This is a genomic window from Blautia sp. NSJ-175, from assembly GCF_022867815.1.
GTDB classification, from domain to species: domain Bacteria; phylum Bacillota; class Clostridia; order Lachnospirales; family Lachnospiraceae; genus Blautia; species Blautia celeris.
This window is the reverse complement of sequence record NZ_JALIFQ010000008.1, coordinates 181,161-196,377: the sequence shown is the minus strand read 5'-3', so window position 1 is coordinate 196,377 and position 15,217 is coordinate 181,161. Positions and strand designations below refer to the sequence as shown.

Annotated in this window: 22 protein-coding genes; 6 read left to right on the top strand and 16 right to left on the bottom strand. The window is 38.3% G+C overall.

Annotated elements, in window-relative coordinates:
• Window positions 1-437: 437 nt before the first annotated feature.
• From MUB35_RS14795 to MUB35_RS14780, 4 genes are all read right to left on the bottom strand, one after another.
• Window positions 438-1,058, bottom strand: a complete 621-nt coding sequence (locus MUB35_RS14795) for a sigma-70 family RNA polymerase sigma factor (RefSeq protein ID WP_118052355.1) — start codon at window positions 1,056-1,058, stop codon at window positions 438-440.
• Between the two features lie 443 nt (window positions 1,059-1,501).
• Window positions 1,502-1,738: a hypothetical protein gene (locus tag MUB35_RS14790; protein ID WP_009268912.1), complete on the bottom strand. Its 237-nt coding sequence runs from the start codon at window positions 1,736-1,738 to the stop codon at window positions 1,502-1,504.
• A gap of 229 nt (window positions 1,739-1,967) precedes the next feature.
• On the bottom strand, window positions 1,968-2,384 hold the full coding sequence (locus MUB35_RS14785) for a hypothetical protein (RefSeq protein WP_118052357.1): 417 nt from the start codon (window positions 2,382-2,384) through the stop codon (window positions 1,968-1,970).
• An 11-nt stretch (window positions 2,385-2,395) separates the two neighbouring features.
• The gene (locus tag MUB35_RS14780; protein WP_118052358.1) at window positions 2,396-3,667 is read right to left on the bottom strand and encodes a Y-family DNA polymerase; all 1,272 of its coding nucleotides are present in this window, start codon (window positions 3,665-3,667) and stop codon (window positions 2,396-2,398) included.
• 305 nt (window positions 3,668-3,972) lie between these two features.
• Between MUB35_RS14780 and MUB35_RS14775 the strand changes: the two genes are divergently transcribed.
• On the top strand, window positions 3,973-4,383 hold the full coding sequence (locus MUB35_RS14775; protein WP_118052360.1) for a helix-turn-helix domain-containing protein: 411 nt from the start codon (window positions 3,973-3,975) through the stop codon (window positions 4,381-4,383).
• A 93-nt stretch (window positions 4,384-4,476) separates the two neighbouring features.
• Window positions 4,477-4,992 (top strand): ImmA/IrrE family metallo-endopeptidase, encoded by a 516-nt coding sequence (locus MUB35_RS14770; RefSeq protein ID WP_118052361.1) that lies wholly within the window; start codon window positions 4,477-4,479, stop codon window positions 4,990-4,992.
• Window positions 4,993-5,051: 59 nt separating this feature from the next.
• On the opposite strand, the gene MUB35_RS14765 is transcribed toward MUB35_RS14770, so the two are convergent.
• Window positions 5,052-5,213, bottom strand: coding sequence for an Arc family DNA-binding protein (locus tag MUB35_RS14765; RefSeq protein ID WP_116440958.1), 162 nt, complete (start codon window positions 5,211-5,213; stop codon window positions 5,052-5,054).
• Between the two features lie 132 nt (window positions 5,214-5,345).
• On the opposite strand from MUB35_RS14765, the gene MUB35_RS14760 reads away from it, so the two are divergent.
• The gene (locus MUB35_RS14760) at window positions 5,346-6,062 is read left to right on the top strand and encodes a hypothetical protein (protein WP_118052363.1); all 717 of its coding nucleotides are present in this window, start codon (window positions 5,346-5,348) and stop codon (window positions 6,060-6,062) included.
• A gap of 322 nt (window positions 6,063-6,384) precedes the next feature.
• Window positions 6,385-6,603: a DUF6061 family protein gene (locus MUB35_RS14755; RefSeq protein WP_173725152.1), complete on the top strand. Its 219-nt coding sequence runs from the start codon at window positions 6,385-6,387 to the stop codon at window positions 6,601-6,603.
• 74 nt (window positions 6,604-6,677) lie between these two features.
• On the opposite strand, the gene MUB35_RS14750 is transcribed toward MUB35_RS14755, so the two are convergent.
• Genes MUB35_RS14750 through MUB35_RS30820 form a run of 3 tightly spaced genes read right to left on the bottom strand, consistent with a single transcriptional unit; the run spans window position 6,678 to window position 8,645 of the window.
• Complete coding sequence (locus MUB35_RS14750) at window positions 6,678-7,580, bottom strand: TlpA disulfide reductase family protein (RefSeq protein WP_117500816.1); 903 nt, start codon at window positions 7,578-7,580, stop codon at window positions 6,678-6,680.
• A 41-nt stretch (window positions 7,581-7,621) separates the two neighbouring features.
• Window positions 7,622-8,509 carry a 4Fe-4S binding protein gene (locus MUB35_RS14745; RefSeq protein WP_009263529.1) on the bottom strand — a complete coding sequence of 296 codons (888 nt, stop codon included), beginning with the start codon at window positions 8,507-8,509 and terminating at the stop codon, window positions 7,622-7,624.
• On the bottom strand, window positions 8,502-8,645 hold the full coding sequence (locus MUB35_RS30820) for a CD1871A family CXXC motif-containing protein (protein WP_009263530.1): 144 nt from the start codon (window positions 8,643-8,645) through the stop codon (window positions 8,502-8,504). Before MUB35_RS30820 ends, MUB35_RS14745 begins: the two co-directional genes overlap by 8 nt.
• Before the next feature lie 93 nt (window positions 8,646-8,738).
• Here MUB35_RS30820 and MUB35_RS14735 point away from each other — a divergent pair, with 93 nt between their 5' ends.
• Both MUB35_RS14735 and MUB35_RS14730 read left to right on the top strand, forming a co-directional pair.
• A complete protein-coding gene (locus MUB35_RS14735) occupies window positions 8,739-9,419 on the top strand; it encodes a response regulator transcription factor (RefSeq protein WP_022024520.1) in 681 nt (226 codons plus the stop codon).
• Window positions 9,416-10,573 (top strand): sensor histidine kinase, encoded by a 1,158-nt coding sequence (locus MUB35_RS14730; RefSeq protein ID WP_244806420.1) that lies wholly within the window; start codon window positions 9,416-9,418, stop codon window positions 10,571-10,573. Before MUB35_RS14735 ends, MUB35_RS14730 begins: the two co-directional genes overlap by 4 nt.
• 240 nt (window positions 10,574-10,813) lie before the next feature.
• Here MUB35_RS14730 and MUB35_RS14725 read toward each other — a convergent pair whose 3' ends face one another.
• From MUB35_RS14725 to MUB35_RS14690, 8 genes are all read right to left on the bottom strand, one after another.
• A complete protein-coding gene (locus MUB35_RS14725) occupies window positions 10,814-11,110 on the bottom strand; it encodes a hypothetical protein (RefSeq protein WP_243037740.1) in 297 nt (98 codons plus the stop codon).
• Between the two features lie 90 nt (window positions 11,111-11,200).
• Complete coding sequence (locus MUB35_RS30815; protein ID WP_255779374.1) at window positions 11,201-11,521, bottom strand: SdpI family protein; 321 nt, start codon at window positions 11,519-11,521, stop codon at window positions 11,201-11,203.
• Window positions 11,522-11,560: 39 nt separating this feature from the next.
• Window positions 11,561-11,857, bottom strand: coding sequence for a hypothetical protein (locus tag MUB35_RS14715; RefSeq protein WP_008976879.1), 297 nt, complete (start codon window positions 11,855-11,857; stop codon window positions 11,561-11,563).
• Window positions 11,858-11,867: 10 nt separating this feature from the next.
• Window positions 11,868-12,866, bottom strand: coding sequence for a DUF6017 domain-containing protein (locus MUB35_RS14710; RefSeq protein WP_008976880.1), 999 nt, complete (start codon window positions 12,864-12,866; stop codon window positions 11,868-11,870).
• Between the two features lie 90 nt (window positions 12,867-12,956).
• Window positions 12,957-13,856 carry a ParB/RepB/Spo0J family partition protein gene (locus MUB35_RS14705; RefSeq protein WP_008976881.1) on the bottom strand — a complete coding sequence of 300 codons (900 nt, stop codon included), beginning with the start codon at window positions 13,854-13,856 and terminating at the stop codon, window positions 12,957-12,959.
• Entirely contained in the window at window positions 13,846-14,631 is a 786-nt protein-coding gene (locus tag MUB35_RS14700) for a ParA family protein (RefSeq protein ID WP_008976882.1), read from the bottom strand. Before MUB35_RS14700 ends, MUB35_RS14705 begins: the two co-directional genes overlap by 11 nt.
• Window positions 14,619-14,867, bottom strand: coding sequence for an excisionase (locus MUB35_RS14695; RefSeq protein WP_117500813.1), 249 nt, complete (start codon window positions 14,865-14,867; stop codon window positions 14,619-14,621). The genes MUB35_RS14700 and MUB35_RS14695 overlap by 13 nt, the downstream gene beginning before the upstream one ends.
• A 32-nt stretch (window positions 14,868-14,899) precedes the next feature.
• Entirely contained in the window at window positions 14,900-15,136 is a 237-nt protein-coding gene (locus MUB35_RS14690) for a DUF6462 family protein (protein ID WP_008976884.1), read from the bottom strand.
• Window positions 15,137-15,217 lie beyond the last annotated feature (81 nt).

Sequence of the window (15,217 nt, the reverse complement as noted above, 5' to 3'; positions counted from 1 at the left end):
TTATCCGTTATACTTGTTCATCGCTTTCCATCATTCTTTCTTGAAAATAATCCCCTCCTTTCCTGGTTTTGTGCTATTTGGGACAGTCAGCACTTTTGCCGAGATAACAGCACAAATATATGGCGGTATCTGCCTTTTCAAACAAACACCGCCATATGATTTCTACTGTCATCCTCATTTTGATTCAGACAATTATTTTTTATTTAAGATTTAAGCGTTTTCCTGTTCTCTTCCCCGGATCCGTTCCTATTTTAGAGTCCATATCTCCAAAACGTTTTCTCTGTCAGGACACGCACAATGCACATTCAAGGCAGGTATCACTCCGGGCAGGCTATTCTCTTTTCAAGGTACATGAAGTGTTTCTTACAAACGTCTTCATATAACGAAAGGAAAACGGCCTGTTTTACAGGGTGCTTTTTAAATTTTTTTGATTTTTTTTAATTTTCTTCTGCATCTGCATGTTTTTTCATGACAGAAAGTGCTCTTTGTATCATTTCACAAACACTCTGCTGTCTGATTCCAAGATAGTCCGCAATCTTCTCTTGATTCATTTCTTCAAAGTAAAATAACTGGATGATCTCTTTCTGTCTGTCAGTCAGACAACCTAAGAAATCGCGGACCATCTCTTTTTCAATATACTGGTCGAGAAAATCTGAAGCTGGATCTAGCAGTAAGATCCTGTCATCCGCATAATCGCTATACGAAACGAGTCTATGGTTTGATGCCACCTTAGTTTGATTTATTTCCATACGATCCGTTGCTTCCATTAACAAACGAATATACCAATTTTCGTTGTCAAAAAATTCTTCGTTCATAATGCTTCGATCTTCCTTCACATCCATGTATTGATAATCTTTACAGGAATGGAGTGGAAAGATGGTTTTCTTTCCGTTTTCCCTGTATAACACATACCCATTTGCGTAAACGGTAATATCACATTCCCCACTCAGAATTTCCTTTACTACAATCTCTTCTTTTTCTAACGCCTTTTCAGAAGGGACTCTCTTTGTCATACCTGCCACTTTTACTACTTTCTTTAATTCTTTTAATGTCAACATATGGACCACCTTTCTGCCTTACGGCTACGGGTGATCCATGAACTCTATAAAAATCTCATCACAATTAGCCACGAACTCACCCGTTTTTTTTGAACGGGAGCCCGCAGCTCCTATGTAATTACCTCCTTCGGCTATATCATACAAAATTCCGTATCATCTCTGATTTTTGCACACGAAACTTTGCCCTCTATATATAGAAAGGAAAAAGCCCTGTTTTACAGGTTAAAAACTCAAATTTTTTTAAATTTTTGAGAAAACAAAAAAAGCCGGCAAAACAAATGCTTCCACAGACACAGAATGAAATATCATCCTGCATTGTATCTGCAAATGTTTTGCCGGGCTCTTCATGATTCCAGTCAGGTTCAGCTCCTTGACAAACTCTTGCTATCAGGTGCAGCCTTGATGGTTCCAGCCAAATCCGCCGCTTATCCTAATAGCTCATTTTATTTAGTTTCCTTTCGGGAATTCATCACTTTTTGAGAATATACCCGCATTCTTTCTTTCAGTTTTTCGTCTTTGATATGCAAAGGCCGTACTGAAACAATATCATCTTTTACTAAAATCTCCAAAGTACTTCTACATTTCTTGCACTCTACTTCTGAATCGCAATGTGCGCTTTTTTCAATAAATGCTCCGCATACAGAGCAATGTACATGCCATCTGATAGCATCTGATCCCATAGGCTTCCTCCTTTAAGCAATAATAAAAAATTCCATTTTATTACTCAACGGATCAAAGGGAAATCAAATCCGCCTTATGAGCATCATGTTGTCCATTCCGTAAGTGCCAAAGCTGCACGAACAGCATGATCATCAAATCCCAGACCTGCTTTGTTGATCTGGCGCATCCATCCTTATTCTCTCCGGATTCCCACTCACCCAGGATACTAAGAATTTCTGCCGATTGTATTTAACAAGGTAATTCCAATTCTTCAAATATATCACCGGATAATTCACAAAGATCCGGGATCAAAATGATCGTATCATCAATCCGTAAATGAATGGATGGATCAAAAAATTCAACGGTTCCGCAAATCGTATGATACTGGCCTGCCGGTTTCATTTCCCGGCTTTCTTTAAAATAGGTTGCCTGTATCTTCATTCCAACAGAAACCATCTGTAGCTGCCTATCCAATCCACATTTTTGTTCTTCGGATAACATCTTCCTTTGTTCATAAAGTATTTCCTGTTTCCGTACGATCTCTTCAAATCCCCGAAGTGCTGCAAAAGGGGCAAATTGCTTCGCTCTGTGCTGCACATCCATAGGATATCTTTTGGAAACCGGTCTCGGAATATATAAATATTTCTGATAAGCCTTTGCCAGCATACTTCCACCTCCTACGCACGATGTCCCCCAACCTGATTATTTCTTTCCTGGTAGGTAGAACATTCCAACAGATTGGATCCCCGCATGATCGCATTTTTTCCATAACGCTTTTTCACCTGTAATACTGCTTCTTGCAGATGTCTTTCCTTTTCTGCTTTTATGGAATCCTGGAAAAGAGTATATTGCTGATAGCCTTCCGGCGTTATCTTATTTGCAATGATCTCTATCCGTCTGATCCCGGTATGTGGATCTGCAATCTTTCGATAAAGCGCTTCTACTGTATCGATTATTTCCCTGGAACGATTGGTACGATCCGGAAACCTTACGGTTCCTTTCGATGACTCCCTCTCAAAACGATGATCGTAAGCGATCCACAAGGTTACAGAATTCGTTACCAGTCCCTTTTCCACTAGATCCAGAACCAGTACATCTGTCATTTCTCTTACAACAACAGCAGCTTCTTCAAATGTGTAATTTCTCATCAATACCTGTCCATTGGAAAGACTATGCTCTTCTGTATGATAATTTTTGATATCACTCATTTTACAGGACTCACAGCCCCATGCATGATCGATCAATAGTTCTGCATCGATCCCAAACATTTTATACAGCCAGTCTTCCGACTGGATAGAGGCAAGTGCGATATCTCCCATCGTTTGGATTCCATATCCGGCTAATTTTCTCTCTGTTTTAGAACCAATGCGCCAGAAATCACTCAATGGTTTATGTCCCCATAACTGTTCCCGGTAAGAGATCTCATCCAGCATTCCGATATGATCCTCTATATGTTTTGCCACAATATCCATTGCGATCTTTGCAAGATACAGATTGGTTCCGATTCCTGCTGTTGCTGTAATTCCGGTTTCTTCCATGACCGCATCTATCAGTTTTTGTGCCATTTCTTTCGCTGTAAGGTGATACAGGGAAAGGTATCTTGTGACATCCATAAAGCACTCATCCACACTGTAAACATGGATATCTTCTTTTGCCACATAGTTTAAATAAATCCCATAGATTCTTGCCGAATACTCCATATAGAGCTGCATCCTCGGTTTTGCCACAATATATTCGATATGATCCGGTATCTCATGGATCCTGCAACGGTTACGGATCCCCAGCTTTTTCATAGCCGGCGTGATAGCAAGGCAAATGGTGGATACCGATCGGTCCGGATCTGCAACAACCAGATTGGTAGTAAACGGATCCAGTCCTCTTTCCACACACTCAACAGAAGCATAAAAAGATTTCAGATCAATACAGAGGAATGTTTCCTTCTGTTTCAAATCAATCACCTCCCATAAGTTGCCTATCTTTCTCTTTCCCATAAGCAATCAGATCTCATCCCAGCTCTTTTTCACACGATAGAGATCGTGTCAAAATAGGCAATTTTCAGTAAATCCATTGACAAGAAAGGAAATATCATTTATATTATAGGCAAGTAGTTGCCGTTCTGTTGTGATTCACATTATAGGCAATCATTCGCCTCTTGTCAAGAGGCAACTTGTTGATTATGGGAAATTTATTTCCTATCCCGTTTCAGCATCATACACAGGGATCCTGAAACGCCAATTAGAAAGTAGGTATTTTTATGACATTCGGTGAAAAAGTGAAAAATTTAAGAAAAAACAGAGGACTCAACCAAACCCAATTAGCCGATGCTGTCGGTGTCTCCCTTCGGACTGTTCGGGGATGGGAAATTGAAGGCCGTTATCCAAAGAAACATGACCTTTACCAGAAACTTGCAGACATTTTAAGCTGTGATATCTCCTATCTCATGACAGAAGAGGAGGCTTTTATTACAGAAGCATCTGAACAATTTGGAAACCGTGGAGCAAAACAAGCTCAGCAGATCTTAGAACAGGCCGCTGCAATGTTCGCCGGAGGGGAACTTTCTGATGAAGACAAAACAGCCTTTATGGATGAGATCCAGTCTTTATATCTGGATTCCAAGAGACGTGCAAAGAAATTTACACCAAAGAAATATTTAGATGCCAAATAGATGGGGTGATTATTGGACAGCCTATAGGATATAGTTTTATTGTCAGAAGTAACATTATCCGCTTCTGTTTGATTCATACACGAGGTGATATATTTGGGGAATTCATATATTTACAACAAAGTAGAAAAACTTGTAAAAAAGTTCAAGACCAGGGATCCTTTTGAAATATTGGAAGAAATGAATGTGATCGTTGGTGAAACAGACCGCTACGAAAAATTAAAAGGATACTGTTTCATGAGCTGCCAGACCATTTATGTTATGGTAAGCAGTTTTCTATCTGAGGAAGAGAAAAAGATTGTTGCCGCCCACGAACTCGGTCACATCATTCTGCATCGTTCCCAGCTCAAAATGGCGCCGATGAAAGACGATGTCTTATATAACATGAGGGATAATACGGAATACGAAGCGAACCTTTTCGCTGCAGATCTTATCCTGGATGATAAAGAAATCGCAAACCTGTCAAAGAACGAAGATTTGAATTATTTCGGGCTCTGTAGCTGCTTAAATTCCAGTCCGGAACTCATGAGCTTCAAGTTATACAGTCTGATCAAGCGCGGTCAGAACTACAATATGCCACTGGAAATACAGAGCAATTTCCTGGCTAAATAAAATTTGCCCGTTCCATACAACCGAACGGGCTTTTCTTGTATCCATATGTGAAGATTCTTTTATTTCAGTTCTCCATGCTTATTTTCAAATTCTATGATTGCCTGACGTATTAAATATAACACTTCTCCATTGATCGAACGCCCTTCAAATTCTGCCAGGCTTTTCAGTTTTTTATGCGTTTCAGCATCAATCCGTAATCCTAAATGCTTCTCTTTCTCCATGATTATTCTCTCCATCTCTATAAGTACATATTAAGTTCATATTTCAAGTTCATTTTAAGTACAAATAATGGTAGAATGTTTTAAACGGACTTATTTTAAGTACACTATATTTTTTCACGGAGGAATTCGATTATGCATGAAAAAAGAAAAAAATATTATCATATCAGGAAAGATTTATTCTGGTGCACCATCCTATTAGCTGTATCCTTTCTCATCGGTTATGCTATCCATCAATATCACGGTATTTTTCTAACACATTCTCTGAAAGCAGACGCCCCAAAAGAACGGATAGAAATAACCTTTGACGATCTGCAATCAAGCCTGAAAGATCTCTCTACATGCTATTTATGTGGAAGTTCTGATTATAGTATGATGGACTATTATCGAAAATTTGATACGGTTGGACTGATTTCCCTCAATGACTGGTACGTCTTAGATTTCCAACTAAAAGCATATGATGAAAACGGAAATGAAATACCAAATAAAACCGGTTCAAATATACTTTTTGGAAACACAGGCGAAATCACCTATTCCTCTCATGGAGATGTTTCCAGAGGAATGGCTGAGATAGATATCACGTTACCGGAAAACTATAAATTGAACAAAAGAAATCTAACGGATCATCTCTGCCAAAGTTGCCTTGATAAAGTTGCTGCTTCCTTAGAATATTGGAAATATAAAAATGAAAAGAAAGAACCAATCCCGCTATGTTTGGTCGATTTTAAAACTCTTGATATCTATTCCTTACAAGATTATTACCGATCAATTTTTATCCGGGATTATTATATAGAAATGGATTTTAAAGACAACTCTGTAGAAACAAAAGCCTTTTATCTGCCAGAAAGATAAAAATTATAATATACTGAAAAAACGACAAATTTGAATTGAGATTTCACCTGTTTTAAGAAATTTAATAACTGTTATATTTTGTTATTAAATTCTCCGCAAACCATTGAAAACACTCGATTTGCCGCAGGTGAGCTTTCCCTTATTGTTTCCCTTGTGTTATATCGTTCCACCAGTGTTTACGAACTCTGATAAGGGAAAATACAAGGGCAAAAAAATTATATAAAACAGTATAACACAAAATAAAAATGACATGGTGAACTGATTGAAATGCTTCTGATTTTTGTAGCAAATAATTGATTGAACGATAAGGAGATAAGATACGATGAGAACAATATTTGCAGAATATAATCCCGGACGAAACAGCATTGATGTTTATACCAGTGCAGACTATATGCTTCGCATTGACTGCTGGGAAGCAGAAAAGAATTTGAGAACCACACCCGGATCAGATTGTGCATTAAACACACTTGCCATTGATGAACCACTAGAATATGCGAGACTGTATCTTGATGGGAATTTACAGATGTGGGTAGATGCATAAGATTCCTTGACATTATAGTAATGTTCAAAAAAAGCTCTCTGTGCAATGCACAGGAGCTTTTTGTATGTAGACCTCTATTTATTTGTGCTGTCTGCATCAATTACAGACTGAATCTGCTTCATAAGGGCATCATAGTTGTCCTTGTTATCAATTCCGCCGAGCATTGGTTCGCCTACAATATTGCCATTTCTGTCAACAAGTATAGTTGTTGGAAAGGCCATGATTTCTGAGGCATATTTACCGGCAGCACTAGAGGAGTCAATTGACAGATTACGATATTTGACACCCTGGCTTTCAAGAACAGGGGTAGCCTCTTTGATAGCTGTTTTATTGCCATCGAAGGTCTCAGTGTTGATGCCAACAACTTCTCCGCCCATTGATTTGATAGCATCATTTAATTCGTTAAGCTTGGATAATTCAGCGACACATGGTTTGCAGCCGGTAAACCAGAAATTGACGACTGTTACTGCATTACCGGAAAACAGGCTGTCATCAACCTTATTGCCATCAAAATCCTCACCGGAAAAATCACTGAATATAGATGAGGCATTAGAGCTGTCCTTCTTGTTATCGTCTGATGATGTATTTTTGTTTTCAAGCTCTGCTATCTGTTCCTCGATTTTTCGTATGGTTTCAATATCCTCATTAAGTGTTTTAAGCTCATCGTCTGTGAATGAATTCTTGTTTGATTCTACGGTACCGGCAAGATAATCAGCATAATTTCCGTTTGGATCGGCGTCACTTTTGTTCATCATGCCAAATGCCTTGTTCCACACATCAGCGTGATCTGCAAAAAGCTGATTTTCCTGCTGATATAAATCATCAAGCCTGGAATCTGATTTGCCGGATTCTTCTGAGCCGGCTTCAGTCTGAGTGTTCTTAGAATCTGTTGTGGAAGCTTGCTTTACGCCACATGCTGTAAGTGATAATGCTATGCAGAGTGTAAAAATAGAAATAAATGATAATTTGTTTTTCATGAGTAATTTCTCCTTTAAAATAATAGTAAAATGTTTAATAGCTATCTGTTGTCATTTTTTTGACATGATTTTCCCATAAACCGGTAGCAGATGGCGTCCTTCGGACAGGCCTTTATGCAGGCACCGCAGCGTATGCACTCGGGGTGATCCGGTGTCTTACACACATCCACATCCATCTTACATGCCTTTGAGCATTGACCGCATCCGACACATTTGCTGCTATCAACGGTGATTTTGAGCAGGCTGACCTTATTAAATAATGAGTAGATTGCTCCAAGCGGACAAATCCATTTACAGAAGGGCCTGTAAAATAAGATACTTAGTACAATCACTGCAATTAAAATCATACACTTGAAAGAAAAAAGCTTTCCCAGCGCAGAACGGATAGCAGCATTTCCAATAGATAACGGTATAGCACCCTCTAAAACACCCTGAGGACAGATATATTTGCAGAAGAACGGGTCTCCCATTCCTATAGAGTTCGTTACAAGCATCGGAAGAAGTATAACGAAAACAATAAGAATGACATATTTTAGGTACCTAAGAGGCTTTAGTTTGGCTGTGGATAATTTCTTTCCGGGGATTTTATGAAGTAAATCCTGAAACCATCCAAATGGGCACAAAAAACCACATATAAATCTGCCGAGAGTTACACCGAGTAAAATAAAAAATCCGGTTATGTAGTATGAAAACTTAAATTTTGATGATCCGACAACTGCCTGAAATGCCCCTATTGGACAGGCTCCTGTCGCGGCAGGGCAGGAGTAGCAGTTTAATCCGGGTACGCATACTGTTTTTGCATTGCCCTGATATATTTTACCCTTAAATAAATTTGGAATATGAATATTGGTCAGCAGCGTTGCTGCGGCCTGTATCCAGCCACGTATTTTTGCCAGTTTTCTTGATAGTAATTTCTTTTCCTTATCCAATTCCGACACACTCCAAACATAGTTTTATTGCTTTACCAAGCACTGTAGCCGCCTCACCTCTGACTGCACCATAGCTTATCATGGATACACCAAGGATAAGCAGAATGATTTGACATGTTTTTTGGTATTTCAACATAATGTTGCTCCTTTTTGTTGTATTGTTGACCAGCTGACTTTGGTATTATACAATATAGGTTGTAAAATTATTGTTAAGAAGCAGGAGAACATTTTGAGATTATTAATTGTTGAGGATGAGAAACAAATATGTGATATGGTTGCAAAGAGTCTGTATGCTGCCGGTTATGAGGTGGATACCTGTTATGATGGGAAAGAGGCTCTTGAATGTATACTGTCGGAGAATTATGATCTGATAGTTTTGGATTTGAATCTGCCGGGGATGGATGGCATGGAGCTTCTTAAGGAGCTTAGAAAATACAATGATGAAACTAAGGTTTTGATATTATCTGCAAGAGGTCAGATTGCTGATAAGGTAGAGGGACTGGATGCAGGAGCAAATGATTACATGGAAAAACCATTCCATCTGCAGGAGCTTGAGGCACGTATCAGAAGCCTGACAAGAAGGAAATTTGTACAGAATGATATATGTCTTAAATGCGGAGAAATAAAGTTTGATACGATTAAACGCGAGGCATATGCAAAGGAAGAGCCGGTTCCACTGACAAGAAAAGAGAATGGTATTTTGGAATATTTACTTATCAATATAGGCAGACCGGTGAGTCAGGAGGAGCTGATAGAGCATGTGTGGGATGCCACGGCAGACAGCTTTAGCGGAGCAATCAGGGTACATATGTCTTCACTTAGAAAAAAGCTCAAGGCGAAGCTGGGATATGATCCCATTCAGAACAAGGTAGGTGAAGGCTATAAAATACGGGAGGAGTCTGACAGATGAAAAGAATGTCGCTACAGTGGAGACTTACGTGCATTACTACATTGTGTATTGCTATTATATGTGGCTGCCTGACTATGTTTGTCTATAAAAATGGTGTGCATTACATCGATTCTCTGCAGGATGCGGTAGAGTCACAGTGGGATGAAAAAGGAAACAAATCAGATGAAATATATATCAGCATACCGGACGATAAGTGGGATGAGTTTGCGGATGAATTTTCGTTTCAGGTGTACAATAATAAGGCCGACTATAAAAGAAACAGTCTGATAATCACGGTTTTGCTGGCGCTTTTGGGAGGTGTCGTCACTTATTTTATAAGCGGGCATGCACTCAGACCAATCAGGGAGTTTTCAGATAAAATTGAAGAGGTACAGGCTCAGAATCTGTCTGATTCAAGAATAGAGGAAAACAATGTTAAGGAACTGAACCAGCTGGGTATTTCTTATAATAAGATGCTTGAGCGTCTGTCGGAAGCATTTGAGATACAGAGACAGTTTACTGCAAATGCAGCACATGAGCTGCGTACTCCATTAGCGTTAATGCAGGTACAGCTTGATTTATATAATTCTGCCTCTCACCCGGGAAATGATGCAGACACTTTGCAGACCATAAAAATGGTTACGGAACAAAATGATAAATTAAACAGGATGGTAAAGACTCTTCTTGACATGAGTGAGCTTCAGACGGTGGGAAGGGATGATAAAATTATATTGGATGCTATTGTTGAAGAGGCTTTGGCAGACCTTGAGCCTCTTGCCGTGGAAAAGAATATAAAGCTGATTGGAAAATGTGAGGATGCCACTATGACAGGCAGTGATATCCTTATTTACAGGCTTGTATACAATCTGGTTGAGAATGCCATCAAATATAATCATCCGCTCGGACAGGTTACAGTAACCGCATATCAGAGAAACAAGCATGTTTATCTGTCTGTAGAAGATACGGGAAGCGGAATACCAAAGGAGCTTAGGGAGAGAGTGTTCGAGCCATTCTTCCGTGTGGATAAATCCAGAAGCCGGGAGCTGGGTGGCGTAGGGCTAGGTCTTGCTTTTGTCCGTGAAATCGTTAGAGTACATGATGGCAGTATTTGTATCAAATCAGGCAAGACTGGGGGAACGATTTTCGAGGTGACTTTTGCACAGCATTCAATGTAGCGTTCCATTTTACACATTTGTCAACGCTATTAAAACAGATTTGCTAAATGAGAAAAATAGAATAATTTGTTATTTGACTGAGAATAATTTCTTCTCAGCGTTTCCGACAACTATTTTCTTTCCTTTGACGAGAGTGTAATAGAAACTGTGTAAGTTCTGATGACCTGCACTCCAAATTTTGTCAAATACCAGAATTGTCAGTCAAGGCTGTAACCCTTACCTTGACTGACAATCCGGTATTTAAAACAGGGTAATCAAGCAGGTAATAGAAAAATTATCAGACAACTTACTTACACACTTTTTTAGACATTCCCCCTTTGACACCTTCTCACTTATTCTCTGATAGATTTCCTTTATCTCTGCATCATTTTCCCCATTTACAACTAATATTTTTCCATCTATGTTCACGACAACATATGAATGGCAGGAGGCATGAGTATAGCGGATATAATCTCCGAAGATATCGTTTTTGAAGTTACCCATAGCATGCTTCAGTTTTCCAAAACCATTAGTTCTGTAATCATTATCGTTCTGCAATACATTTTCTTCATAAGAAATGCTATCAATTTGCGAATACTCCCTGTATAATCATTCCATCCTTTTGCTTCAATGTTAAAATCACGATCATTACAACGAATCTGAATGCTTCCCCAAAACAAAGTCCATATAATAAACACAATAGCGGAAATTGCGATGATCAGATATATCACACTTTTTTGTATTATACTGAATTTTTAAGCCTTCTCCGGTTGCCAGCTTTTTCTTATAAAAAAAGTAGGAGTAGAGAATGCTAATGATTGCAGCTGCCATAATGCTTATAATATACACAACCAATGCAGCCATGCTTTTCCCAAAAAGTCCACAAAGCATACATAAAATACCTGATGCCATCCATAATTTGCCGCTAAATCTATGTGTTTCCCTAAAGTGGAGAGGCTCTATTTTCATCTGAAATCACTAAGACTCTTTCAACTATCATCATCTTTTTTAACCTAAAATCAATGCACATATTTTTTCTCTAAGCAAGTCGATTACAGTATCTATAAATTCTCCAGCAAATAAAACAGAAATCAGAACACCTCCCATACAAGCCAGAAAAGCTGCCTGGAGCCAGTCTTGGTAACAGATCACTGTTCCTATGAGCAACGCCATAATTCCGAATCCCAATATCTTTTTTGCGATTGCCACCATATGTACCAGTAACTTCACTCCGGCACCTATGATTGAAATGATGAACCACAATGGAACCAATAACACTCTTCCTGCCAATTTTAAAATAACCATATCCATCCTCCTATTTTACCAGCCACGGCATATCATGATTTACCTCTGCCCTGTAATATCCGTTTATCGTTGAAGGGGCATTGAACAATGCCGCAAGTAAATATTTCTTGATATTCTTGATTTTACTCGTATTTCCTTCCAGACAATGCAGCACATACTCTACATGGGAATAATCCAGTTTCATGAATTTTCCTCTTACCAAAGCTCCTGAATACCAATTGCTTGCAATCAATACTTTATCACTCTTACACATAACAGTCTCTACGATCAGATCCACGATTTCATCAATCTGATTTTTGTCATGAGGATGACTCACTAACAAAGAATCATAATCCAGATTGTCTTTGATCAGAGATTGATACGCATGTAATGTTTCCATCTCATCCTCTTCGGATCCTATCCCATCTGCAGATACGATATGATTAGATTTATTCTCACTAAGATTAGTATTGTTAATATTAGTATTATTAGAGTTTGAAATGTAAACTTCTTGAAGTTTATTTTCGGGACTTCTTGAAGTTTGTTTTTGGGACTTCTTGAAGTTTGAAATGTAAACTTCTTCTATCTCTTCTTCCTCTACAGAAGTTTGATTTGTAAACTTCACCATCTTTGATTTTTCTTTTTTCTCTTCCTCACACCCCTCCTGAATAAATGATTTTACATAGATGATCGTAACCTTTCCAAAGCCCTGCCTGCGCTTTTCGACCAAACCGATCCCTTTTTCATCATCCAGCTCCTGAAGAGATTTCACCGCTTTATTTCTGCCACAATTCAATAATTCCATGATATCTTCAATGGAAAAATAGATATATGCCCGATTTTCTTCATCAAACCACTGATTCTTAATGGATAAAGACATTCTGTCCAGCATCAAACCGTATAAAATCTTCGCATCACTGGAAAGATCCTTGAAGCACTCATTGGTAAATAGAGCTTTGGGTATTCTGTAAAAACTAAACTGATCTGCTTCTGTTCCATAAAAATATTTAAAATTCATTTTTTTGTCCATGTATCTTCCTCCCTTCCTTTCTCTCATAGAAGTCCTTTTTTTAAACTTCTGTATCTCTTCTTTCTTTGGGTTATCTTATTTTGACACCCCTTATTCATGTTCTCTTTTCCATTGTTCCAGTAATTCCTCAATCACCTTTTCCATATCCGCTTCCGAATAATCTTCCGGAAAATATTTTGTGAGTTTCTTTCCTGATAACACCACTTTTCGTTCCGGTGCTTTTACCGCAATGCAACTATTGAAAATCGAGATCATAAATCCCTGATTCACCGATCCTTCTTCCAACTGTTTTCTCAAAACTGTAATCTGCTTTGGTTTAATAAATCCTGTATCTCGGATATACTCGTAGATCCATTTCTGCATTTCCTTATCAATGTAGGAAATATCAACGGCAATGGTAAAATTCAATTTTTTTGCATCTACCATATCTAATAACTCCGGAATCAATTCTGTAAGGCGAATGTAACGCTGAACATTACGAGCACTCTCTCCTACCTGTTCAGCTATAACTACATCAGTACGATACTTCGTGCCATTTTGGCACAAAGTTAAATCGTTTCTTACCCCTTGTCTCTTCATTGCCTCCAATTTCATTCTATAAGCAAATGCTTTTTCGCTCGGAAGTAACTCTTCTCGTTGGATATTGGCATCTACCATAGCGATGACTGCATCATCATCGGATAATTCTCTCACAATTGCAGGAATTGTTGCCAATCCAGCTATAACAGCCGCATGCATTCTTCGATGACCTGAGATCATCTCATATCCATTTTCACCATCGGACCGTAACAAAACTGGTGTCAATACCCCGTAGGTCTTTACACTCTCTACTAAATCTGCCATCTTTTCATCATCCAATACTTTGAAAGGATGATCTTTAAATGCATGTATTCTGTTGATTTCTATTTCCATTGCAGACTCTTCATTGACTACTCCTAGCAATTCATCAATGCTTGTCAATTTGATTTTTTCTCCACTTCTACTTTTCATTTTCCAAAACCTCCTGCGTCAGATTTTCATAAGCCATAGATACTTTTCCATTTGGACAATGACAATAAATACTTTTTCCTTCCGCACTTGCTTCAGCTACCTTAACTGATAGTGGAATGACATTTTCAAAGATAGAAATCTTAGATCCATAAGTTTCTCTCACTCTGGAAGCAATATCTTTGGCGTAATTAGTACGAAAATCCACCATTGTCAAAAGAATTCCCTGTATCGTCAGCTTCCGGTTCAATCTCTTCTTTACCATAGAAATAGTCCTGATCAACTGTTGAAGTCCTTTAACCGGCAGATATGCAGCTTGTACAGGTATCAGAACCGTATCAGAAGCTACTAAAGCATTGATAGTCATCATGCCTAAACTCGGCATACAATCAATCAAAATATAATCGTATCGTGATCGCATCGTATCAATATATTCCTTCATGATCAGTTCTCTGCTCATTACATTACTCATGGTTACTTCCAGAGCAGATAACTCAATATTGGCCGGTAGGAGATCCAATTGTTCCTCATGATGTAAAATGCCTTCTTCCTCAGCAATTTCCTCGTCATTGATAATATTCATCATAATAGTTGCAAGTGTAGTTCCAATATCGTCCGGTTCTACATATCCAAGACTAGCTGTCAAACTTCCCTGTGGATCCGCATCGATTAACAATACTTTCTTTCCATTTCTCGCTAATCCTACTCCAAGATTTAAGGTTGTTGTACTTTTTGCAACTCCGCCTTTCTGGTTTGCTACTGAAATTACCTTTCCCATTCTTCTTTCTCCCTTCTGATATTTTCTCGCAGATATTTTTCAAATGTACTTCGCTTAATTAGAACTTTTTTCCCAATCTTATAAACTGCTCCTGCCTTATGCGATAATCTTACGATTGGCTTATATCCAAGCTCGTAATAATCCATAGCTTGTTTATAACTTATAAATTCATGTTGCATAAATTCTATATCTTCATCATCAATAAGATTAGAAAACATCCATACCTTTCCATGCATCTCAACTAAATTCCTTTCTCCGATTTGTCATCTTATTTTTCATGAAATTGTTCAAGATATTCATCAAAGATTTCTCTGTTTATCAAAACGATTCCATCCATTCTGTAAATCGCACCCGCATCATTTGCAAGTTCCATCAACTTTTTATGTGACAGGCTATATACGATTTCTGCTTGTTGATAACGAAGAAATTTTCTTCTAAGTCGACGGGCTTCTTCTTTTACCTCTGAACGTTTCTGTTGGTTATAGTACATATTTTCTGTTTTCAAATCTGTTTCTCCTTTCAGCTTTTACTCAACCACAACGGACATTGTTAATGAATAAAAAAAGGGCACTCTCTGAAAGATTTT